The sequence below is a fragment of the Prauserella muralis genome (assembly GCF_003202285.1).
In the GTDB taxonomy this organism is placed as follows: Bacteria; Actinomycetota; Actinomycetes; order Mycobacteriales; family Pseudonocardiaceae; genus Prauserella_B; species Prauserella_B muralis.
On record NZ_MASW01000007.1, the window covers coordinates 187,922 to 209,056 of the forward strand.

20 protein-coding genes are annotated in these 21,135 nt (G+C 69.9%); 5 read left to right on the forward strand and 15 right to left on the reverse strand.

Annotation, left to right across the window (positions count from 1 at the left end):
- Position 1: 1 nt before the first annotated feature.
- Positions 2–874, reverse strand: coding sequence for a phosphotransferase family protein (locus tag BAY60_RS30430; RefSeq protein WP_211330553.1), 873 nt, complete (start codon positions 872–874; stop codon positions 2–4).
- Positions 875–992: 118 nt separating this feature from the next.
- The gene (locus BAY60_RS30435) at positions 993–1,889 is read right to left on the reverse strand and encodes an HpcH/HpaI aldolase/citrate lyase family protein (RefSeq protein WP_170160619.1); all 897 of its coding nucleotides are present in this window, start codon (positions 1,887–1,889) and stop codon (positions 993–995) included.
- 53 nt (positions 1,890–1,942) lie between these two features.
- Here BAY60_RS30435 and BAY60_RS30440 point away from each other — a divergent pair, with 53 nt between their 5' ends.
- Positions 1,943–3,187: an MmgE/PrpD family protein gene (locus BAY60_RS30440; protein ID WP_112284860.1), complete on the forward strand. Its 1,245-nt coding sequence runs from the start codon at positions 1,943–1,945 to the stop codon at positions 3,185–3,187.
- Between the two features lie 146 nt (positions 3,188–3,333).
- Here BAY60_RS30440 and BAY60_RS30445 read toward each other — a convergent pair whose 3' ends face one another.
- The 6 genes from BAY60_RS30445 to BAY60_RS30470 all read right to left on the reverse strand — a co-directional run bounded on the left by BAY60_RS30445 (position 3,334) and on the right by BAY60_RS30470 (position 9,219).
- Entirely contained in the window at positions 3,334–4,353 is a 1,020-nt protein-coding gene (locus BAY60_RS30445; RefSeq protein WP_211330522.1) for a phosphotransferase family protein, read from the reverse strand.
- Positions 4,350–5,645: a phosphopyruvate hydratase gene (eno, locus tag BAY60_RS30450; protein WP_211330523.1), complete on the reverse strand. Its 1,296-nt coding sequence runs from the start codon at positions 5,643–5,645 to the stop codon at positions 4,350–4,352. The genes BAY60_RS30445 and eno overlap by 4 nt, the downstream gene beginning before the upstream one ends.
- Entirely contained in the window at positions 5,645–6,658 is a 1,014-nt protein-coding gene (locus tag BAY60_RS30455) for a C-terminal binding protein (RefSeq protein ID WP_211330524.1), read from the reverse strand. The genes eno and BAY60_RS30455 overlap by 1 nt, the downstream gene beginning before the upstream one ends.
- Before the next feature lie 76 nt (positions 6,659–6,734).
- Positions 6,735–7,892 (reverse strand): acyl-CoA dehydrogenase family protein, encoded by a 1,158-nt coding sequence (locus BAY60_RS30460; RefSeq protein WP_112284861.1) that lies wholly within the window; start codon positions 7,890–7,892, stop codon positions 6,735–6,737.
- Entirely contained in the window at positions 7,889–8,392 is a 504-nt protein-coding gene (locus BAY60_RS30465) for a MaoC family dehydratase (protein ID WP_112284862.1), read from the reverse strand. Before BAY60_RS30465 ends, BAY60_RS30460 begins: the two co-directional genes overlap by 4 nt.
- Positions 8,389–9,219: an HpcH/HpaI aldolase/citrate lyase family protein gene (locus tag BAY60_RS30470; RefSeq protein WP_211330525.1), complete on the reverse strand. Its 831-nt coding sequence runs from the start codon at positions 9,217–9,219 to the stop codon at positions 8,389–8,391. The genes BAY60_RS30465 and BAY60_RS30470 overlap by 4 nt, the downstream gene beginning before the upstream one ends.
- A 148-nt stretch (positions 9,220–9,367) precedes the next feature.
- Here BAY60_RS30470 and BAY60_RS30475 point away from each other — a divergent pair, with 148 nt between their 5' ends.
- A complete protein-coding gene (locus tag BAY60_RS30475) occupies positions 9,368–10,141 on the forward strand; it encodes an IclR family transcriptional regulator (protein WP_146771113.1) in 774 nt (257 codons plus the stop codon).
- A gap of 9 nt (positions 10,142–10,150) precedes the next feature.
- Here the strand turns inward: BAY60_RS30475 and BAY60_RS30480 are convergent, their stop codons facing one another.
- The 7 genes from BAY60_RS30480 to BAY60_RS30510 all read right to left on the reverse strand — a co-directional run bounded on the left by BAY60_RS30480 (position 10,151) and on the right by BAY60_RS30510 (position 17,289).
- Entirely contained in the window at positions 10,151–11,014 is an 864-nt protein-coding gene (locus BAY60_RS30480) for an SMP-30/gluconolactonase/LRE family protein (protein WP_170160620.1), read from the reverse strand.
- Positions 11,011–12,165: a thiolase family protein gene (locus tag BAY60_RS30485; protein ID WP_112284866.1), complete on the reverse strand. Its 1,155-nt coding sequence runs from the start codon at positions 12,163–12,165 to the stop codon at positions 11,011–11,013. Before BAY60_RS30485 ends, BAY60_RS30480 begins: the two co-directional genes overlap by 4 nt.
- A complete protein-coding gene (locus BAY60_RS30490) occupies positions 12,162–12,605 on the reverse strand; it encodes a Zn-ribbon domain-containing OB-fold protein (RefSeq protein WP_112284867.1) in 444 nt (147 codons plus the stop codon). Before BAY60_RS30490 ends, BAY60_RS30485 begins: the two co-directional genes overlap by 4 nt.
- A 113-nt stretch (positions 12,606–12,718) precedes the next feature.
- Entirely contained in the window at positions 12,719–14,839 is a 2,121-nt protein-coding gene (locus BAY60_RS30495) for a xanthine dehydrogenase family protein molybdopterin-binding subunit (RefSeq protein ID WP_170160621.1), read from the reverse strand.
- Positions 14,836–15,810 carry an FAD binding domain-containing protein gene (locus BAY60_RS30500; protein ID WP_112284869.1) on the reverse strand — a complete coding sequence of 325 codons (975 nt, stop codon included), beginning with the start codon at positions 15,808–15,810 and terminating at the stop codon, positions 14,836–14,838. Before BAY60_RS30500 ends, BAY60_RS30495 begins: the two co-directional genes overlap by 4 nt.
- Before the next feature lie 3 nt (positions 15,811–15,813).
- Positions 15,814–16,335: a (2Fe-2S)-binding protein gene (locus tag BAY60_RS30505; protein ID WP_112284870.1), complete on the reverse strand. Its 522-nt coding sequence runs from the start codon at positions 16,333–16,335 to the stop codon at positions 15,814–15,816.
- Positions 16,336–16,365: 30 nt separating this feature from the next.
- Entirely contained in the window at positions 16,366–17,289 is a 924-nt protein-coding gene (locus tag BAY60_RS30510) for a helix-turn-helix domain-containing protein (protein WP_342769796.1), read from the reverse strand.
- A 114-nt stretch (positions 17,290–17,403) separates the two neighbouring features.
- On the opposite strand from BAY60_RS30510, the gene BAY60_RS30515 reads away from it, so the two are divergent.
- Genes BAY60_RS30515 through BAY60_RS30525 form a run of 3 tightly spaced genes read left to right on the forward strand, consistent with a single transcriptional unit; the run spans position 17,404 to position 21,061 of the window.
- Positions 17,404–18,762, forward strand: a complete 1,359-nt coding sequence (locus tag BAY60_RS30515) for an MFS transporter (RefSeq protein ID WP_112284872.1) — start codon at positions 17,404–17,406, stop codon at positions 18,760–18,762.
- On the forward strand, positions 18,759–19,949 hold the full coding sequence (locus tag BAY60_RS30520; protein WP_112284873.1) for a CaiB/BaiF CoA transferase family protein: 1,191 nt from the start codon (positions 18,759–18,761) through the stop codon (positions 19,947–19,949). The genes BAY60_RS30515 and BAY60_RS30520 overlap by 4 nt, the downstream gene beginning before the upstream one ends.
- On the forward strand, positions 19,946–21,061 hold the full coding sequence (locus BAY60_RS30525) for a CaiB/BaiF CoA transferase family protein (RefSeq protein ID WP_112284874.1): 1,116 nt from the start codon (positions 19,946–19,948) through the stop codon (positions 21,059–21,061). Before BAY60_RS30520 ends, BAY60_RS30525 begins: the two co-directional genes overlap by 4 nt.
- Positions 21,062–21,135 lie beyond the last annotated feature (74 nt).

A 21,135-nucleotide genomic window follows, 5' to 3' on the forward strand; every position in this document is an offset into this window, starting at 1 on the left:
GTCAGCACCGCCTTCCGCCGACGGCGTCCAGCAGCGTGCCCAGTACCGCTCGCGTTGGGCGGAACGGCTCCTCGCTGCGCCCGTCCAGGAACGACCGCAGCCCGCTCACTTGCATCACCGCCGTCTTGAACGCCGCGAAAGCCGTCCACCATGCAAGGCTCGCCCGGTCGACCTGGGCTCCGGTCGTGTGTTCGTACCGTGCAATCAGGTCTTCGTTGCTCCAGGCGCGTGCGATGGTGTGCTCACGCGCTCGCAGCGGCTGCGTCACCCAGCCCAGGTCTTCCAGTGGGTCGCCAAGATGCGCCAGTTCCCAGTCGAGTAGCGCGGTGACACGGCCGTCCTCGAGCAGCACGTTGCCTGGCTTGAAATCGCCGTGCACCAGCACGGTGCGCGACCCCGGCGGCACGGTCGCGCGCAACCACCCGAGCGCCAACTCGAGCTCGGGATAATCCTCCAGCTGGTCACGTCGTAGGACTGTCTCCCATCGGTCCAGTTCGTACGCGGCGGCCGCCATTCCGGGATCGGGAAGGACATCACCGATACGCAGCCTCCGCCAATCGACCGCGTGTACAGCGGCCAGGAGATCGCACAACCGCTCCGCAAGATCCCGTCGCCAGGCCAATGGGCGTGTACCGCGCAGCACGTGGTAGTCACACTCACCAGGGACCCGCCGCATGATGAGCGAGGGCCGTCCGAACCACGTGCCGTCGGCGTCGAGCCAGCGCGCGTAAGGCGTAGGCAGCTCGCTCGTCTCCAATGCTTTCAGCACGGAGAACTCGACACATCGGTCGGTCTTCAGGAGACCGCCGTCCGGGTCACGGCGCAGGATCAGCGACTCGGTCCCCCTCCCTCGGTCACGAGGTCGAACGCCCAGTTCTCACGAGAACGCCCTGCCCCGATGCGGTGCAACCGGGCTACCCGGGGCCAGAGGTCGTCCACATGAGCCTCAATGAATGTGGTCAGCCGGTCCGTGATCACCGCGCCCGCCTCAGTCAATGGTCACCGTCCCGGCCCAGCAAAGCGGCCGCGCGCGCCACGACGGGGCGTTCGACGAACGTGCCGTCAGCCAACCGGACCGCGCCCACGCCTTCTCGTTGAGCGTTCGCGAAGGCGTCAAGCACTTCCCGCGCCCACTCCAGCTCGTCCCGCGTTGGCGCGTACGCCCGCCGGACCGGTTCGATCTGCGCCGGGTGGATCACTACTCGCCCGCCGAAACCGAGCGCACGCACTGAACGGCACGACTCCACCAGGCCCTGCTCGTCGTCCAAGGAGACGTGGGGTCCGTCCACCGGTGACGAGATCCCCGCGGCCGCGGAGGCGAGAACGAGTTGCGAACGAGCGAGCAGGAACTCTGTCCCCGCCACTGTCGGCGCGATGCCCAGGCTCGCGGCGAAATCGAGGACACCGAACATCAGCGTCACCACGCGAGGCGCTGCGGCGATGTCCGCCGCGGCCAGCACTCCGCGCGCGCTTTCCAGCACCGGTACCAGCCGGGTCGGTCCGGCCTGCGGGCGGTTTCGACGCTCGGCATGTGAGAGCCGCGCAGCCACCACCTCGACCTCGGCGACCGACTCCACCTTCGGCACGACGAGGCCGGAGAGCCGATCGAGGACTGGTTCGAGGGCGTCCAGGTCCCGGTCGCAGGCCTCGGTGCCGACGGGGTTGACCCGGACCGCGACGTTGTGCCGCGGCTGATCCCGCACCACCTCGACGACGAGATCGCGTGCCCTGTGCTTCGCCGGTTCGGCTACCGAGTCTTCGAGATCGAGCACTACGGCGTCCGCGTCGCCGGCGAGCGCACCGGTGCTCCTGCGCCGATGATCGCCGGGCGCGAACAGCAGCGCGCCTCGATAGCCAGCCTGATGCGACTTCCCGCCCAACTGTTCCACAATAAGGAACGATGTGCCATAATTTTCGCGATGTCAAGGTGGGAGGCGCGACCATGGATGTGGCAGTGACACTCGCCCAGTGGGCGTCGCGGTTGGTGCCTGAACCCGGCGACCGCGAGCTCGCCCAGCGCGCCTTGGCCGACACGCTCGCCGTCACGGTCGCTGCCGCCGACGAACCTGTCGCCGCGCAGACAGCAGCCCTTTCCGAAGTCACCCGGTGGGCCGCCGTGGGCCACGCACTGGACTTCGACGACGTACATCTTCCTTCCACATCGCACATCAGCGTCGTCTGTGTCGCCGCCACGCTCGCCGCGGGAGGTGGCGTGCGGGAGTACCTCGGAGGTGCTGGGGTCATGGCCCGCCTGGGTACCGCACTGGGTTGGGAGCACTACCGGCGCGGATGGCACACGACGTGCACCGCCGGCGCACCGGCGGCGGCGGTCTCCGCCGGGCTGGCGTTGGGACTCGACGAGGAGGGCCTCGCACGGGCGCTGGCTCTGGCCGTGCCTGCCGCCGGGGGTGTACAGCGCGCCTTCGGCACGGACACCAAGCCGCTGCAGGTGGGTTTCGCTGTCGACTCCGGGGTCCGCGCGGCACGGCTCGCCGCCGCAGGCGCCACCGCCGACCCCGCTTCGTTCGACCACTGGTTCGGCCTCATGGGCGGCACTACCGCGCCGGACCTGGACGGGCCCACGATTCCCGGCGGTCTCGCCGTCAAGCTCTATCCGTGCTGCTACGCTATGCAACGACCAATCGGGGCGGCCCGGCTGCTGGACGTCGACCCTCGTCAGGTCACGCGCATCCGGGTCGAGGCGCCCGCATCGTCGCTGCGACCGCTGATACACGACCGGCCGGAAAACGGGCTGCAAGCCAAGTTCTCCCTGCCATACGCCATCACCACCGCCCTGCTTGACCGATCCCCCAGCAGCGCGAACTTCACCGACCGGGCCGTGACGCGGCCAGAGGTCCGCGATCTGATGGAGCGCGTCGAAGTCGTCACCAGCCCCGGCGGGGACAGCGTTTTCGCCGGACCGACCCGGCTCACCGCGCGCCTGCATGACGGGTCCACGATCGTGCGATCCCTCGACCTGCCACCAGGACATCCGGACACTCCGCCCAGCACGCACGAGCTCGCCGCGAAGGTCCACGGATGTGCCGGTGACCGCTGGGCGCCCCAAGTCCGGTCCGCCGACTGGGACAACGCCGCCGCTCTCCTGCGATCAGCCCTCACGACAGGCAGCCGTGCTGCGGAGGTCGGCCGGACGGTCGATGATCCTGCGGGGGGTGGGCGATCGTGACCCTGTCGTCGCCGAGCGCCTGCAACGACGTGCGGGAACGAAAGCGACGTGAGCCGGGCCGCCGCTCATGTCGAAGTTCCCGACGGCCCGGACACGTCGCGGCCCCCGGCTCCAGCTCGGCGGAGACTTCGGTGCGGCGACGGCCGTTACGCATGGAGCGGTGCGAGCGCGGCCATGCCGCTGTCCAAGACCTCCGCCGTGCGGCCGAGCCGACTCCGAAGCAACAGCACCGCTGTGTCCCGGACGAGCGATCGGTCGCCGGGCGCGGTGAGGTACTCGACCGGCGATGCCCCGTCGACCCTGGCCAAGAGCAGTGCGGGCACGAGCCCGGCGACACGTTCGTCGAACTCGTGCGGGGGTTCCCAGTCGAGGTGTCGGCGGTGCGCCGCGAGGAGCCGGTCGGCCGATTCGCGCAGCGGGCCCGCCCTGTCCGTTCGCACGCGCGACTTGAGCAGCAGGTGGGTCAGGCAGAACGCCAGGTCGAACGCCGGATCTCCGAACCAGGCGCACTCGGCGTCCAGCAGGATCGGCGTCGTCGGATGGACCAGGATGTTCTTGGGACTCAGGTCTCCATGTACCAGCGCGAGCCGGGTACCGGCGAGGCGGTCGGCGAGGTCGTGCAGCCGATCGGCTACCCCGGGATTGCGGCCCGCGGTGACGCGCAGGTATGGCGCGATGCGCAGCGCATCGAAGTTGGCGTCCGTCGCGAACCGTCTCCTGACGGACTCGTCTCCGGCCGACGCCGCGTGCAACCTGCCGACGACGTCGCCGACTCGGCCCGCGAACTCGGGATCGACATCGCCGGCGAGTAGCGTTGCCTTCCACTGGGGATGGTCATCCGCGGGCAGATACTCCATGGCGAAGAAACCTGCCTGGACGTCCTGGCCCAGCAGACGCGGACAGCTTCCAGGGACATGTTCCCGAGCGAAGCTGAGCCAATCGTACTCAACGGCGTTGCGTTCCAGTGGAGCGGACCAGTCGTCTGCGACCCGTAAGCGGGACAGTGCGGCCTTGACACAGAGAGTCCGGCCAGGCAGGTCCACTCGCCACAGATCGGAGGACACTCCGCCGGTCAGGGGCGTCCAGTGCGACTGCTCGTCCGCGGCCTGCAGGCCCTGCGCGACGAGGAACCGCCGCGCGGCGACGACGCGATCGTCGCCTGTCACGACGTACTCGCCGGCGACCACGGAGCGAAGGGGACGCTGTCGTCCTCTGCGATCCGCACGAGCTGGTTGTACTTGGCGAGCCGGTCCGAGCAGCGCAGGGAACCGATCTTGATCTGACCCGCGCCGACTCCGACCGCGAGATCGGCGAGAAAGTCGTCTTCCGTCTCGCCCGAGCGCGCCGACACCATCGGGGCGTAACCCGCGGCGCGTGCCGCCCGAACCACGTCGAGCGTCCCGGTCAGGGTTCCGTTCTGGTTGAGCTTGATCAGAATCGAGTTCGCCGCGCCGAGGGAGACGCCCTTGCGGAGTCGTTCCGCGTTGGTCGTGAAGAGGTCGTCCCCGACGACCTGGACGCGGCCGCCGAGGTGTCCGGTCAGCGTGGTCCACCCGGACCAGTCCTCCTCGTCGAGGCCATCCTCAATGGACACGACAGGGTATCGGTCGACCCAGCGCTCGAGCAGCGCGACCGTCTCGGCCGAGGAGCGAGTGACGCCCTCGCGGGCGAACGCGTAATCCCCATCCGGCGTGACGAGCGTATGGGCGGCGACATCGAGGGCAATGAGCACGTCGCGGCCGGGTCTGAGCCCTGCGGCCTCGATGGCGGCCACCATCAGGTCGAGGGCTTCCTCACCCGTAGCGCACCCCGGCGAGAGGCCGCCCTCGTCGGCAAGCAACGTGGGGAGCCCGCGGGCAGTGAGCACGTCCGCTGCCGCAGCGCGGACACGTGCGATGATGTGCAGGGCGTCGGGGAAGCTGGTCGACGCGGCGGGAACAGCGAGGAAGTCCTGGACGTCCATCCCGCGCCCCGCATGCACGCCGCCGGAAAGGATGTTGACGACCGGCGTCGGCAACGCGGGCGTCGTCCCCGCCAGCTCGGCGATGTACCGGTAGAGCGGCTGCCCCGTCGCCACCGCGCCCGCACGGCAGACCGCGAGTGAGGCACCCAGTATCGCGTTGGCCCCGATGCGGGTCAGCGCGGGTGACCCGTCGAGGTCCCGCAGCAGGGTGTCGATCTCCTGCTGGTCGGTGACCGGCCGGCCATGCAGGGCGGTGTCGATCTCCGTGCTCACCGCCCGTGCCGCCTGCCGCACGCCAAGGCCCGCATACTGTGAGTGGTCTCCGTCGCGGCGTTCGTGGGCCTCGTAGGTGCCGGTCGATGCGCCAGAAGGCACCGAGGCTCTTGCCATCCGGCCGTCGTCGAGGTGGACGTCGACCTCGACGGTCGGACGTCCCCGGGAGTCGAGGATCTGACGGCCATGCATCTTCGCGATGGAGGGAACGGATCCGCTCATCATGCTTCCTTCGCTTTCGTGGTCTTCCGGACCAGTGGGTTGCAGGGGTGGAGCGGATCGCCCCCACCCAGCACCCGGACGACCTCCTGCGCCGCAGAGCGGCGAAGCTGCGCGACGGAGTCGTCGGAGGAAAAGGCGACGTGCGGTGTCACCGTCACGGAGGGTGCCGTCCGAAGACCGTGGGGCACATCGGGTTCAGTGTCGAGGACATCGAGTGCCGCCGCATCGAGGTGCCCGCTGTCGATCGCGTCGATCAACGCAGCAGTGTCGACGAGTCCGCCTCGCCCGACATTGACCAGAAGCCCTCCCGGTTTCATCCGCGCGAGCTCCGCGCGCGAGATCAGGTTCCGGGTCTCGGGCGTCAGCGGCGCGTGGAGCACGACGACGTCGGCCCGCTCGAGCAGTTCGGCGAGACTCACGAATTCGGCCCCGTGGAGCTCAGCAGGTCGAGTCGGCCCGGTCACGAGGATCCGGGGGCCGAAGGCACCCAGCTTCCGCGCGGTCTCCCGGCCGATCCGTCCGTAGCCGACGATCCCGCAGGTGAGCGACGCAAGCCTGCGCAGACGAGCTGATTCCGGCTGCCACTGTCCGCCTCGTACCGCCTGCGAGAGTGCCGCGATCCCACGCGTCCAATTCAGGACCAGGGCCACGGCATGATCGGACACCTCGGCGACGCAGTAGTCCGGCACGTTGGTTACCGCGATGCCGCGTGCGGTGGCCTCGTCGACGTCGATGTTGTCCAGGCCGACCCCCATCCGAGCGATCACCGTCAGGTCCGCCGACGACGCGATCGCCGTCGCGGTGACCGGCGCCCAGCAGGTCAGGATGGCGGCAGGCGTATGGCACCGGACCAGTCGCTCGATCTCTGAAGCGGAGGCTGGCTCAGGTGGCCCGCTCACGAACCGGAGACCACCAGCCTCGACGATCTCCCGCTCGATCTCGTCGTCTGGCCAGGCTCGGTCCGTCAGGAGCACGGTCGCGCGGTCAGTCATGAACACCACGCGCTCGGGCACGATGGGTGGGGGCTGCCGCGGCGAGGTGGATCACTCTGGGAGTCATGAAGTATCCAGCTTTCGGTGGCCGATGTGGTCAGAACGAACGGGGCAAACCCAGGACGTGCTGGCCGATGTGGGCAAGGATCAAATTCGTCGAGATCGGGGCGATCTGGAACAGCCGAGACTCGCGGAACTTCCGCTCCACGTCGTACTCGCTGGCCATGCCGAACCCGCCGAGCGTCTGCATGGCGACATTGGCGGCTTCCCACGAAGCGTCCGCAGCCAGCAGCTTCGCCATGTTGGCCTCCGCGCCGCAAGGCTCACCGGAGTCGAACAGATGCGCGGCGCGCCAGCGCATGAGGTCGGCCGCTTCGACGTGCACGTGCGCGGTCGCGATGGGGAACTGAATGCCCTGGTTCTGGCCGATCGGGCGGTCGAAAACGATACGTTCGCACGCATACCGTCGCGCGCGGTCGACGAACCACCGGCCGTCGCCTACGCATTCGGCCGCGACGAGGACGCGCTCGGCGTTCATCCCGTCGAGGATGTGGTGGAATCCCCGTCCCTCCTGGCCGACAAGAGTCGACGCGGGCACGCGCACGTCGTCGAAGAAGACCTCGTTCGTCTCGTGGTTGACCATCGTCTTGATCGGCCTGGCCGTCACGCCGTCGACCTCCCGGAGATCGAGCAGGAAGAGCGACAGACCCTGTGACTTCTTCTCGACCTCGTCGATTGGGGTGGTGCGGGCGAGCAGGAGCATCAGGTCGGAGTGCTGGAACCGCGACGTCCACACCTTCTGCCCGTTGATGACGTAACCGTCCCCGTCCCTGCGCGCGAAGGTACGGATCTTGGTCGTGTCCGTGCCGGCGATAGGCTCCGTTACGCCGAAGGCCTGTAGGCGCAGTTCACCAGTCGCGATGAGCGGCAGGTACTGGCTGCGCTGCTCGTCGGATCCATGCCGCAGCACCGCACTCATGGTGTAGAGCTGGGCGTGCACCGCCGCGGCGTTTCCGCCGTTGCGGTTGATCTGCTCGACGATGATCGACGCGTCGCCCACACCGAGCCCGAGCCCGCCGAACTCTTCAGGCACCAATGCCCCGAGGACGCCCGTGGAGGTGAGGGCGGCAACGAACTTCTCCGGATATGAGTCGGTCTCCTCGAGGTCCCGCCAGTAGGCGTCGGGGAAGTCGGCGCACACGCGGTCGACCAGTTCCCGCAGATCTGATCGGATCTCGGTCTCGCTGGAAATCATGAGCTGCTCTCTTCATGGGCGATCGCGCGGGGACCGTGGCCCCGGCGGTAAACAAGGACAGTGCGGGTGAAACGGATGACCAGGTCGTCGTTCTGGGTGAAGCCCTCGGTCTGGACCGTGACCACGCCGAGCGCCGGGCGGGACTTGGACGGCCGCACCGCCAAGACCGTGCTCCGGGACCGGATGGTGTCGCCCTCGAATACGGGGTTGGGCAGGACGATCTGTTCCCAGCCGAGGTTGGCGAACACATTCTGCGAGACGTCGGAGACACTCTGGCCGGCGACGATCGAGAGCGTCAGGGCGGAGTTCACCAGCGGCTTGCCGAACTCGGTCTTCGCCGCGTACGAGTGGTCGAAATGCAGCGGCGCGGTGTTCTGAGTCAGCAGGGTGAACCAGATGTTGTCGGTCGTCGTGATGGTCCGCCCGAGCGGGTGCTCGAACACGTCCCCCTCGACGAAGTCCTCGAAGAACCGGCCCTGCCACCCTCTGTGGACGGTCATAGCGCACCGTCCTCCTGAGCGGTCGCCAGGATTCGCCGTGCCCGACGAACGACCGGCTGGTCCACGAAGCTGCCGTCGTCCAGTCGGGCAGCCCCGCCGTCCTCGGCTACGGCCACGACCTTTTCGGCCCAGGCGATCTCTGCGGGCCGCGGCGCGAACGCCGCGTGCACGGCCTTGATCTGACCGGGATGGATCACCGCCTTGCCGCCGTATCCGAGCTCGCGGGCGGCGGCAGCGGACCTGGCAAGTTCGTCCTCCTCACCGAGAACGAGGTAAGGACCGTCGATCGGGGCGGCCAGTTCCGCCGCCGCCGCGGCGAGGACGACCTGGGCTCGGGCGAACGCGAGTTCGCGCCCTTCGGCGGTGGGCTCGACATCCAGATCCGCCGAGAGATCGGCCACGCCGAACAGCATCGTCACCACTCGCGGAGACGCCGACGCGATGGCACGGGCTTCGAAGACTCCAACGGCCGTCTCGATGATCGGGACGACACCCGGCACGCCGTCCCCTCCCGCCTGATCCAGCAGGCTGACCAACCGCGCAACGTCGGCTGCCTCGGCGACCTTCGGAAGGAAAACCGCATCGACAGCGGGCAGGACCTCGGCGAGCCGCTCGATGTCACGCTCGAGCTCGCCGCTGTCCCACGAGTTGACCCGCACGGTGGTCCGAGCGGGGCGTACGGTCCGCAGATACTCGAGAGTCAGCTCTCTGGCCGCCTCCTTCGCCGGGGGCGCCACGGCGTCTTCCAGATCGATGGCCACGACGTCCGCTCCGCGCAACACGGCCTTCGCAACGCGGTCGGGCCGGTCTCCGGGAACAAACAGCACGCTCCGCCAGCATCGGTGCCGCACCTCTCACCTCGTTCTGTTCCGACACTCGGTACAATGGTCCGCATATCGGACTATATCCTCAGAGGGGTTGCGCGCGATGTCAAGGCCGAAGTCGCACAGCACACGTCGGGTAGGGTGATCGACCGTGGTGGAGGAGGGATCGCATGGCGGTGGCAACCGCAGCGTGCTGACCGCCCTGCGCGTGATGGAAGAGGTCGCCGCCCGGCAACCTGTTGGTGTCTCGGACCTTGCCCGCGCGCTCGGGCTGCCGAAGACGACCGTCCAGCGCGCGATCATGTCCCTCGCCGAGGGCGGATGGCTACGGACGACGGGCACCGAGGTCACGCGATGGCGAATCTCCCACCGCGCGCTGTCCGTCGGTCTCGCGGGCATCCGCGGGTCGGGCCTCGACGAGATCGCACACGAGGAAATGCGCAAGGTCCGTGACCAGACCAGCGAGTCCGTGCATCTGGCGGTCCGGGATGGCGACGACGTTGTCATTGTCAGCCGGCTCGACGGCACCCGGTCGGTTCGCACCTATCTGGAGCTGGGCACACGCGCGCCCCTGTACGTGTCGTCGAGTGGGCGGGCGATCCTGGCATCGGTCGCTGACGAGTCCGACGTCGAGCGAGTGCTGTCCCATGGTGTCCGACGGTGGACCGACCGGTCCCTTTCCGACGTCGCGGCGCTGAGGAGCGAGCTGCAGCGAACTCGAGAGCGGGGCTACGCACTGAACGCCGGCGAGTGGCGGGAGGGCATCGGGGGGATCGGGGTGGCGATCCTCGACCGCCGCCGCCGGCCACAGGCGGCGCTTTCCATCTCCATGCCGCTCTCCCGATATGAGCAGGCCGATCTACCCGGGCTGGCGGAATTGCTCACGGAGGCAGCCCAACGCATCGGCCAGCTCGGGGAGATCTGAACGACGGGGTCACCACCCGCCGCGGCACAGCGGCAGCCCCCGAGCGCCGCCTAGGTCGTCGACGATCAGCACGCGCCCACCCTTGGCCGCGGTGACCACCAGCACGTCGAGATCCGGCCCGGCGAAGCACAGGTTCGTCGGGAAAGTCGGTTCATCGAAGCGGATGGTCCGTCCCGGCCGTCCGTCCGGCTCGAACACCACCACCGCGTCCGCGTCCGGCGCGGCGGCGTAGAGCCGCCTGTCGGTATCGAGGGCGAGCCCGTCCGGCCCACCCGCTGGCAGCACGAGGGGAACGTCCGCCACGTCGAGCCTGTCACCAGTCCAGTGGTGCCGAGTGACGTGCCCGGCATCGGTCCAGGCGAGATACACCAGGTCTCCGTCAATTGCGAGGCCGTTGGGGTAACCGATCCCGTCGAGCAGCACACTCGTACAGCCGGTGGACGGGTCGTGGGCACACAGCCGACCCGGCCCGGAGGCGCCCGGCCCCGGGTCGGTGAACCAGATCCGGCCATCCGGTCCGACCGCCAGGTCGTTGGGCGCCATCGCGTGCGGGACGGCGACCTGAGTCACGTCAGCTCCGAGGATTCGCTGCAGGCCCGGGGGGACGCCCCGCTGTGAGCCGCCCCGCCGAACGACCCCGTTCTGGGCAACCCACACCGTCCCGTCGCCCGTCTCCGCGAGCCCGTTCGGGCCGCCGCCGGTGTCGATGGTGCCGACGACCCCCGCTCCATCGAGATCGATCTGTGCCACGAGTCCCCGGGACGTGACGACGACGAGAAGCCGACCGTCCGCCGTCCACAGGGGCCCCTCGGTGAACCCGATCCCGGCGGCGAGGACGCCGGCTCGCGCATCGTTTCCGGACGTGGCCGTCACCGGGTCATCACGACGGTGCTGACCGAACCGCCGTCCGTGCCGTTGACAGAGCCACCCTTGCAGTAGGCGAGTGCGGTGCGGGCGCCGTCGACCTGCCTGCCCCCCGCCGTCCCGCGCAGCTGCCACGTCAGCTCACAGACCTGGGCGGTCCCGGTCGCACCGACGGGATGGCCTCGGGACAACAGACCGCCCGAGGGGTTGACCGGCAGTTGGCCGCCGAGCGCGGTGTGCCCGGCTGCCGTCCATTCGCCGCCTTGGCCGCGCGGGACGAGGCCGAGGCCCTCCAGCCGGACGATCTCGGCGATGGTGAAGCAGTCGTGCATCTCCACCAGGTCGATCTCGCCGGGACCGACGCCGGACAGTGTCCAAGCCTCCTCCCCGGCGCGGCGCGAGACGTCCTCCGCGTTGAGGTCGCCCAGCCCGGTTTGCACGAAGCCGCTGACCAAGCCGACCGCCAGGATCCGGGGAACCGGTCCGCTCAGGCCGAGGCGGCGCAACCCTGCCCTGTTGCACAGCAGCACCGCCGCTGCTCCGTCTGAGATCGGGCTGCAGTCGAGCAGCCCGAGCGGCTCGGCAATGGGGCGCGCACCGAGAACCTCTTCGAGACTGATCGGCTTCTGGTAGTGCGCGAACGGATTGTGCACCGAGTGCGCATGGTTCTTCACCGCGACCGCGGCGATCTGTTCCCGAGTAGCGCCGTGGTCGGCCATGTAGCGACGCGCGCTCATGCCATGTCCGGCGGCCATGACGTAGCCGACGGCGGCGTCGAGATCGCCGGGGTCAGGTCGGACCCCGCCCACGATCCGGTCCGTCATCTTCTCCACGCCAATCACGAGTACGACATCGTGCAGGCCCGCCGCCAGGGCCACCCAGGCCTCACGAATCGCCGTGGCGCCGCTGGCGCAGTAGTTCTCGTGGTTGGACACCGGCTTGCCGTCCAGCCCGAGCTGGGCACCGATCCGCTGCCCGGCGACCGGCCCGCCGAACACGTGTCCCATGTAAAGGCCGTCGACGTCCGCGAGATCGGCGCCGGCGTCGGCGAGTGCGGCACGGGCTGCGCCGACGCCCATTCGCTCGAGCGTCACGTCGACGGGATGCTTGCCGAAGCGGATCATGCCTGCTCCGGCGACGAAGGCGGGTGCCGGGCTCATCGCGTCTCTCCCCTCGTCGTGACACGGAAGCGGAAGCCCATCAGGGAGGCGCCGTCGTCAGCGGTGCCGAACGGCGTCAGCTCGAGCTCGACCGGCTGGTCCAGTTCGACCTCCTCCGGCTGCGTTCCGACCACCGTCGTCAGCAATCTCACCCCGTCGTCCGGAAGGTCGACCCAGGCCAGTACGTACGGAACCGGCATGCCGGGCGGGGCCTGCCTGACGATGGTGAACGAGTGGATTCGGCCTGCCGTCGCGAGCTCGGCCTTGTCGATGTGCTCGACGGCTCGGCAGGAAGGGCAGAACTCGCGAGGCGGGAACGCCGTAGTTCCGCATGCGGCGCACCGTGAGCCGAGCAGCCGTGGCGGATCGAGGGCGACCAGGCCGTCCCGGAACGGGCGAACGGCCCGGGTACCCGGTGATTCCGCTGTGGTGGTGGGCATGGATCCTCCTCGTGTCCTGAGTCGTGCGGGCGGTGGCAAGGCCCGCCCGTCCTGTCCACCTTCGGGCCGGGAACGTCGGTGTGGGGTGCGTGTCGTGGGTGCGTCGCACCCAGTCAACGCGCTGAGACGAGGACCGCAGGCTCCACCGGCAGTCGGCGCACCCGTACTCCGGTCGCGTGGTAGACGGCATTGGTCACGGCCGCTACCGTGCCTACGAGTCCGATCTCACCGACGCCTTTCACGCCGAGCGGGTTGACCGCCGGATCAGCGATGTCGAGCATCTCCACCCTGACCTGCCCGACGTCCGCATGGGTGGCGACATGGCAGGCGCCGAGGTCGGTGCCGCTGAACGCGGCGCGAGACCGGTCGATCGGCGTCCGCTCCATGATCGCGTGACCGATGCCCCAGGTGATACCGCCGACCAGTTGGGCACGTGCGGTCCGCGGATTGACGATCCGGCCCGCGTCGAATACTCCCACCACCCGCGGGACCCGAACCATCCCCGTGACGGGGTCGACCCGAACTTCGGCGAACTGCGCCCCGTACGCGAACAGCACGCGGCCATCGCGAACCGGGCCGAGCTGCACACGGCTGCCCCGGCGGTGTGCCGCGTGGAGCGCCGGGGTCATCCCGCGCGGGACCCAGCGTGCCGTCACGGTGACCGGCGCCGACTCGCCGCGCTCGAGCGCCGCGCGCAGGAGCAGACCCGCGCGGTACACGGCAGAGCCGGCCGACCCGGTCGTGCATGAGCCGGCCGCCATCAGGCCGGCAGGCAACACCGAGTCGCCTAGGGTGACGACGACCGCACCGGGGTCGAGACCGGCGGCGTCGGCCGCGATCTGGGCGAGCACGGTCGCCGCTCCGGTTCCCAGATCCGTCGCGGCGACCTCGACGACGGCCCGCCCGTCCTCATCAAGCGTCATCCGGCACTCAACGATGCCGCCGCCGTTGGCGGGGTAGAGCGAGGCAGCGCACCCCCATCCGATCAGCTCCCCGGCATCCGACATCGAACGCGGCCGCGGATCGCGGTCCGCCCAGCCGAACAGCTCCGCGCCGAGCCGCAGACATTGGGACAGGTGCCGCCCACCGAAGGGAAGCCGCGTGACCGGGTCGCGCGCAGGCTCGTTGCGCAACCGCAGCGCCACGGGATCGACCTGGAGCCGGGCTGCGAGCTCGTCGACCGCCGACTCCAGCGCGAACGCGTGCCCGAACTCGGCCGGTGCCCGCATGAAACCGGGGGTGGGCGCATCAACCGGCGCGACGGTCTCGCGGCAACGGATCCGTGACGTGGCGTAGAGCCGCGCTGTCATCGCGGTTCCCGCCAAACCCACGGTGTCCGTGCGGGAGGTCTGCGCACGGACGTCGTGCTCGTACCCGAGCAGCCGCCCACCTGAGGTCGCCGTCAGCCGCACCCGATGGGTGCTCTGCGGGCGGAATGACGCGACGGTCGCGCACTGCTGCCTGGTGACGAACAACCGCACCGGAGCCGCCAGCCGCCGTGCAGCCCAGGCGACGAGGACGGTGTGCCACAGGACAACGGCCTTCCCGCCGAATCCACCCCCGACGTAGGGCGCCCGGACTCGGACCGCCGACTCGGGCACGCCGAGTGCCGCGGCCAGGCCCCGCTGCTCGCCCTGCACCCACTGCGTCGGCACATCGACCTCCAGGCTCGCGCCCCGCCACTGCGCGAGTACCGCATACAGCTCGATCGCGTGGTGGTGCTGGGCCGGCGTCGTGTAGACCTCATCGACGGCCACAGCCCCGCCCGGCATGCGATCACCTACTTCCCAGCGGGCGACCTCCACATCGTCGGCCGGATCGGTGTCGGCCAGGTCGAGCACCGCCGGCCCAGTCGCATACCGCACGTCGACAGCGTGCGCGGCCCGTTCCGCGACCTCCCCCGTCTCGGCGACGACGAGGGCGACGATCTGTCCGGCGTGCCGGATCACCGGTCCGGCCAGCGGGCAGGCAGCGGTGTGGAAGTGACCTCCATCGACGAGGGCCTGCACCGGGTTCAGCTCTCCGGCCAGGTCGTGGTGAGTGATCACCGCCCGCACCCCCGGCAGCCCGGACGCGTCACTGGCGTCGATCGACGTGATGAGACCTCGAGCGATCGTGCTGGTGACCAGCCGGGCGTGCAGCATGCCGGGAGGACGATGGTCAGCGGCGTAGCGCGCGACGCCGGTCACCTTCGCGACGGCGTCCGCCCGGACCTGCGGGCTGCCGATGCTCATGACACGCCTGCCCTGGACGCGGCGGTGAGGCATGCCTTCGTCACGGCGCCACGAGCCGCCTCGGCCCGTGGGCCGCACGTCCCGGCGAGAGCGGCGTCCGCGGCCGCCCGTGCCGTCCCCGCCGTCAACCGCTCCCCCACCAGCACCGACTCGGCCTCGTGGCTGCGCCACGGGATGGTGGCGACGCTGCCGAGGACGACCCTGGCGGCGATGACCAGCCCGGCGGACACCTCGAGGCCGACGGCGGCGGACCCGAGGGCAAACGCGAAACTGCCCCGGTCGCGTACCTTCACGAAGGCGGCGTTGCGCGCCGTCGGCCCGCCCGGCACCAGCACGGCCGCGATCAGTTCGCCACGACCGAGCACGTGCTCCCGCTCCGGGGTCGCGCCAGGGGCACGGTGCAGCGCAGCGGCCGGGATCCGCCGGGTACCCGCCGGCGAGCGGGTCTCGATCTCCGCGTCGGCGGCGACCAGTGCAACGGCGAGATCGCCGGGGTACGGGGCGACGCACGCTGTCGAGGTGCCGCGGACGGCGTGGTCGTGGGCGGGGCCGGTGCGCGCGGCGCAGCCGCTGCCGGGCGCACGGCGGTTGCACGGCGACCGCCCATCCCGGAACGCGGGGCAGCGCGACGCCTGCAGGAGGTTGCCGCCGATCGTCGCCATGGCACGCAGCTGCCCCGAGGCGGCGAGTTGCAGGCTCTCGACAACCGCGGGGAAACGGGCCGCCATGAGCGGATCGGCTGCGAGCGCCGCCATGGACGTGAGGGCGCCGATGCGCGCCGGTTCCCCCGCCGTGTCCCATTCCCGCAGCTCACCCACCCAGCGCAGGTCAACGACATGTGCCGGACGTGCGATCTCCGCTCTGAGCAGCTCGACCAGTGTCGTGCCGCCTGCCAGCGGAGTCGCGCCCGCGGCCGCGGCGGTCACCGCCTCGGACAGCGACCGCGCTCGCGTGTACTGGAAGGCCCGCACTGGTCAGTCCTCCGCGGCGGCGCGGATCGCGGACAGGATCGCAGGGTAGGACGAGCAGCGGCACAGGTTGCCACTCATCCGGTCGCGCAGCGCATCGTCGTCGAGATCAGCGAGGGTACCGCCGCTCTCCGCCAGCAAGCCCAGCGCCGACATGATCTGTCCGGGGGTGCAGAAGCCACACTGGAGTGCGTCCGCGTCGACGAAGGCGCGCTGCATCGGATGCAGGCTGCCGTCCGGACCGGCAAGTCCCTCGATCGTGGTCACCGTCGCCTCGTCGAGAGTGACGGCCAGGGTCAGGCAGGACAGCACCCGGGCCCCGTCCACGAGCACCGTGCAGGCACCACAGGTCCCCTGATTGCATCCGACCTTGGTGCCGGTGGCTCCGAGCCCGTCTCGCAGCAGGTCCGCCAGCGTCGTCCGGACGTCGACGGCGAGGGCGTGGCGCCGCCCGTTGACCGTCAGCACGACGGGCTCCCCGGCAGGATCGGAACAGGCTTCCGCAGCGGGCTGAGGGATCTCGGTCATGCCCCCAACGCTGCCTGGCCGCGCCGGCGTCTACCAGGGTGTGGCGCTCCTTGGCTCCGGCTTGCGTTGCGCGACCGGGACCCGGCCGCCGCGTCGGGACCCGGCCAGCGATCCCAGTAAGGCAAGCGAGTCCTCGGACGGACTGCCAGGGTCCGCGTGGTAGACGATGAGCTGCTGGCCGGGTGCCCCGTTGACGGTGAAGCTTTCGTAACGCAGGGCAAGGGGACCGACCTCGGGATGGTGCAGGCGTTTGGTGTCACCGACTTTGCCGCGCACGTCGTGGCGGGCCCACAACCGCGCGAATTCCTCGCTCTGCACGCTGAGCTCGCCGATGAATGCGGCCAGCGCGGGATCTTCTTCGAATCCGCTGTTGGCGGCGCGCAGCGTGCCCACGACGTTGCGCGCCGACCGCTGCCAGTCGACGTAGAACTCTGGTGCCGCCGGGTCGAGGAACGCCATGCGCAGCAGGTTGCCCTGCTCACTGAGTCTCAGAGGTTCGTAGAGGCAGCGTCCGATGGCGTTGCAGGCTCGGATGTTCATCAAGCGGTCGAGCACGAACGCGGGCGTGTCGGTCCAATGTTGCATGAGCCTGACCAGCCCGGCGGAGACCCGGTCGGCGTCGGCCCGGCTGCGCCGGACCGGGCCGGCCAGCGTGTGCAGGTATTCCGTTTCCTCTTCGCGCAGTTGAAACGCTCTGGCCAGTGCGTTCAATACCTGCGTGGAGGGGTTCCGTTCGCGTCCCTGCTCCAGCCGGACGTAGTAGTCGGTACTGACGCCGGCGAGCATGGCGACCTCCTCGCGGCGCAGCCCCGGAGTACGCCGGCTCGGCCCCGCACCGTCCGTCTCCGCCGGAGGTGAGAGCCTCTCCCTCCGCGCGCGAAGGAAATCGCCCAGTCGATTCCGGCCGTTCATGTGACCAGGGTAACCGCGCCGGGCCGGACCGCGAAGTGTCATGAGTGGGTGCGCCACACCCCCGTTCGACGTTTCCAGAGCCACGGCCCGTCGGCGAGTATCGCTGCAGTCCTGGACCCGCTCCACCGCGGGCGCCTCACGGAGAGGTTCTCAACGATGAGTAAACCACCATCTGTTCCCGGCCAGCGCAGCCGTTCGGCATCGAGCGCTGCCCTGCTCGGCTCCGCGCTCGAGTGGTACGACTTCACGCTCTACGGCACGGCTGCCGCGCTGGTGTTCAACAAGATCATCTTCCCGACCGGCGACCCGGTCGTGGGTACCCTGGCCGCTTTCGGCACCTACGCGGTCGGCTTCCTGGCCCGCCCGCTCGGCGCCGCGTTCTTCGGCGCTCTCGGCGACCGGGTCGGGCGACGGCGCGTCCTCGTCCTCACACTGCTGCTGATGGGCGGCGCCACCGCGGCAATGGGCCTGATCCCCAGTTACGAGACGGCGGGGCTGTGGGCACCGATCCTGCTGATCGCGCTTCGGCTGGTGCAGGGCTTCGGGGCGGGCGCCGAGTTCGGTGGTGCGGCCGTGCTCGCGGTCGAACACGCGAAACCGCACCGCCGGGGTCTGCAGGGTTCGTGGCCTGCCGTCGGAGTGTTCCTTGGGCTGGTGACGGCCTCAGCGACGTTCACGTTGCTGACCCGCCTGCCTGCCGAGGCGTTCCTGACGTGGGGTTGGCGGGTGCCGTTCCTGGCGAGCGTCGTCGTGGTCGCCGTCGCACTCGTGCTGCGCCTGCGCCTTCCCGAAACCCCGGACTTCGCCAAACTTCAGCAGACCGCGCGGGTGGAGACCGCTCCACTGCGGACGGCGGTGCGGGACTATCGCAGGCCGCTGCTGGTGGTGTTCGGGACTCAGATGGGTCAGAGCGCCATCTCCTATGTCTACCTCACCTTCGTGACCGCCTACCTGGCACAGAACCTCGAGATGGGCAGCAGCGTCGGCCCTCTCGCCACCACGTTCGCCGCGATCGTGTCCCTCGCCACCATGCCGCTGTTTGCGGCTCTGTCGGACCGAGTCGGCCGGCGACCCGTGATACTTTTCGGCGCGCTGTTCTCTGCGGCCTTCGCCTTCCCGTTCTTCATGCTCACCGACACCCGGACGACGGCGGGCGCCACCATCGCGGTGATCGTCGCGGTCGGTGTCGGCTCTGCGGCCATGATCGGCCCCCAGGGCGCCTACTTCTCCGAACTGTTCCCCGCGCGAGTGCGGCTGAGCGGCTTCACGGTCAGCCGCGAAGTCGCGAGCGCGCTGAGTGGCGGCATCTCCCCGCTCATCGCCGTCGCCCTCGTCGCCGCCTCCGGCGGCTCGTCCTGGCCGGTGTCGATGCTGGTGATCGCGTTCGCCGCCCTCAGCGTCGTCACCCTGCTGTTCGTGGGCAAGGAGACCGCCCCCGCCCGAACCGGCGAGACCGGTGACGCCGCGCCCACACCTTCCGCCGCTGCAAGCTCTCTCCCCGAGGAGGTCCGATGACCGCCGGTGCTCTGGACGGCCTGCGTGTCCTGGAAATGGGGCAGCTGCTCGCAGGCCCCTTCTGCGGCCAACTGCTCGGCGACCACGGCGCGGACGTCGTGAAGCTGGAGGACCCCCGCGCGGGGGACCCTATCCGGCAATGGGGCCGCGAGCAGAAGGACGGCACCCCGTTGTGGTGGCCGATCGTCGCCCGCAACAAGAAGTCGGTGACCTGCGACCTGCGCACCGCGGACGGGCAACGGATCGCCCGCGAATTCGCGGCACAAGCCGACATCGTGCTGGAGAACTTCAAACCGGGAACGCTCGAACGCTGGGGCCTGGGCTACGACGAGCTATCGGCCGCCAATCCCGGACTGATCATGGTGCGGGTCAGCGGATTCGGTCAGACCGGGCCGGACGCGCACCGGCCAGGCTATGGGTCGATTGGCGAGGCCGTCGGCGGGCTGCGCGACGTGGTCGGCGACCCAGACCGACCGCCGTCACGCTGCGGGATCTCCATCGGCGACTCGCTCGCGGGCACCTTCGCCTGCGTCGGCACTCTCGCCGCGCTGCACCACCGGACCGCGACCGGCCGAGGCCAGATAGTCGACGTCGCCATCTACGAATCGGTGCTCGCCGTCATGGAGTCCTTGCTACCGGAATGGGAGCTCGCCGGGCACCGCAGGCCCCGCACCGGCGCCCGGCTCCCCAACGTCGTGCCGAGCAATGTCTACCCGACCGCCGACGGCGGCGGCGTGCTGATCGCCGCGAACGCGGACTCACCGTTCCGGAGGCTGTTCACCTTGATGGGCGAGCCCGAGCTCGGCGAGCGCTACGCGCCGCACGAGGAGCGCATCGCGCGGGCCGACGAACTCGACGCACTGATCGCTGCCTGGTCGGCGCGACACACCACGGAGGAAGTTCTGTCTCTGCTCGACACCCACGATGTGCCCGCAGGCCGGATCTACACGGCGGCCGACATGCTCGCGGATCCGCATTTCGCCGCGAGGGAGTCGATCGTGCACGTCACCGAACCACGGCTCGGCTCCTTCCCGATGCAGAACATCTTTCCACGCCTTTCGGACACTCCGGGTGCGATCCGCTGGACCGGTCCCACACTCGGCGAGCACACCGACGAACTGCTGTCCAAGGATCTCGGCCGCTCCCCAGCCGAGATCGACGACCTTCGGAAGCGTGGTGTCGTGTGAGCGAGCTGCTCGCCGGCATCCGGGTCGTGGAGTTCGCGGCGTTCGGGCCAGCCCCGTTCGCCGCGACCATGCTGGCCGACGCGGGCGCCGAAGTGCTGTGCGTAAGCCGACCGGGCGTTGCCGACGACGACCCGGTGCGCCGCGGCGGCGGTTTCCTGAGCCGTGGTCGTCCCACTGTCGAACTCGACCTCAAGTCGGCGGAAGGTCAGGGACGTGCTTTCGATCTCCTTTCGCGGGCCGACGTGCTGCTGGAGGGATACCGGCCCGGCGTCATGGAACGGCTGGGCCTCGGCCCGGACGTCTGCCTTGCGGCCAACTCCCGCCTCGTCTACGGACGGATGACGGGATGGGGCCAGGACGGCCCCCGGGCCGCGCAGGCCGGGCACGACATCAACTACCTCGCGGTGAGCGGGGCGTTGCGCGCCATCGCCCGGGCAGGCGAGGACCCCGTGCCCCCACTGAACCTCGTGGGGGATTTCGGCGGGGGCGGCATGCTGCTCGCCTACGGCGTGCTCGCCGCACTTCTCGAACGCACCCGCAGCGGGCGCGGGCAGGTCGTCGACGCCGCCATGCTCGACGGCGTGAACCTGCTGATGTGCGGGGTATGGACCCGGATCGGCAATGGAGGCTGGAACCCCGACCCCGGCACCAACGAGATCGACACGGGCGCGCACTACTACAACGTCTACCGCACGGCCGACGGCGAGTACATGGCTGTGGGCAGCGTCGAGCCACGGTTCTACCGGCGCCTGCTCGCCGGGCTCGGACTGGATCCAGCATCCCTCCCCGACCAGCACGACAGCACATGCTGGCCACGCCTGCGGACGCTCTTCGCCGAGGTTTTCGCGACACGGACGCAGGCGGAATGGATCGCCGTGTTCGACGATCTGGACGCATGTGTGACTCCGGTACTCGGCGTCGACCGCGCCCCCGACGACCCGCAGGTGGTCGCGCGGACGTTGCTGCCCGAGGTCGGCGGGGCCCGCCAGCCCGCGCCCGCTCCCCGCTTCGGGCGTTCCTCGCTGCGTTGTCCGGACGCGCCGTCGCCGAGCGCGGAGGAGCTTCTGAGGCGCTGGGGCATCAAGGATGACGTGGGACGGACGGCGGTGTAGTCCGCCCCCGTCCATGTCGCGCGACCAGCAGCGGGACCCGGCGGCGCATTCAGCCACCGGTGGGTGGGTCCAAG

Excerpts from the sequence above, each read along its gene's own strand:
- BAY60_RS30440 (WP_112284860.1), top strand. The coding sequence starts at position 1,943 with ATGGATGTGGCAGTGACACTCGCCCAGTGGGCGTCGCGGTTGGTGCCT.
- eno (WP_211330523.1), bottom strand. The coding sequence starts at position 5,645 with ATGAGCGGATCCGTTCCCTCCATCGCGAAGATGCATGGCCGTCAGATC.
- BAY60_RS30460 (WP_112284861.1), bottom strand. The coding sequence starts at position 7,892 with ATGATTTCCAGCGAGACCGAGATCCGATCAGATCTGCGGGAACTGGTC.
- BAY60_RS30465 (WP_112284862.1), bottom strand. The coding sequence starts at position 8,392 with ATGACCGTCCACAGAGGGTGGCAGGGCCGGTTCTTCGAGGACTTCGTC.
- BAY60_RS30485 (WP_112284866.1), bottom strand. The coding sequence starts at position 12,165 with ATGAGCCCGGCACCCGCCTTCGTCGCCGGAGCAGGCATGATCCGCTTC.
- BAY60_RS30490 (WP_112284867.1), bottom strand. The coding sequence starts at position 12,605 with ATGCCCACCACCACAGCGGAATCACCGGGTACCCGGGCCGTTCGCCCG.
- BAY60_RS30495 (WP_170160621.1), bottom strand. The coding sequence starts at position 14,839 with ATGAGCATCGGCAGCCCGCAGGTCCGGGCGGACGCCGTCGCGAAGGTG.
- BAY60_RS30505 (WP_112284870.1), bottom strand. The coding sequence starts at position 16,335 with ATGACCGAGATCCCTCAGCCCGCTGCGGAAGCCTGTTCCGATCCTGCC.
- BAY60_RS30510 (WP_342769796.1), bottom strand. The coding sequence starts at position 17,289 with ATGACACTTCGCGGTCCGGCCCGGCGCGGTTACCCTGGTCACATGAAC.
- BAY60_RS30515 (WP_112284872.1), top strand. The coding sequence starts at position 17,404 with ATGAGTAAACCACCATCTGTTCCCGGCCAGCGCAGCCGTTCGGCATCG.
- BAY60_RS30520 (WP_112284873.1), top strand. The coding sequence starts at position 18,759 with ATGACCGCCGGTGCTCTGGACGGCCTGCGTGTCCTGGAAATGGGGCAG.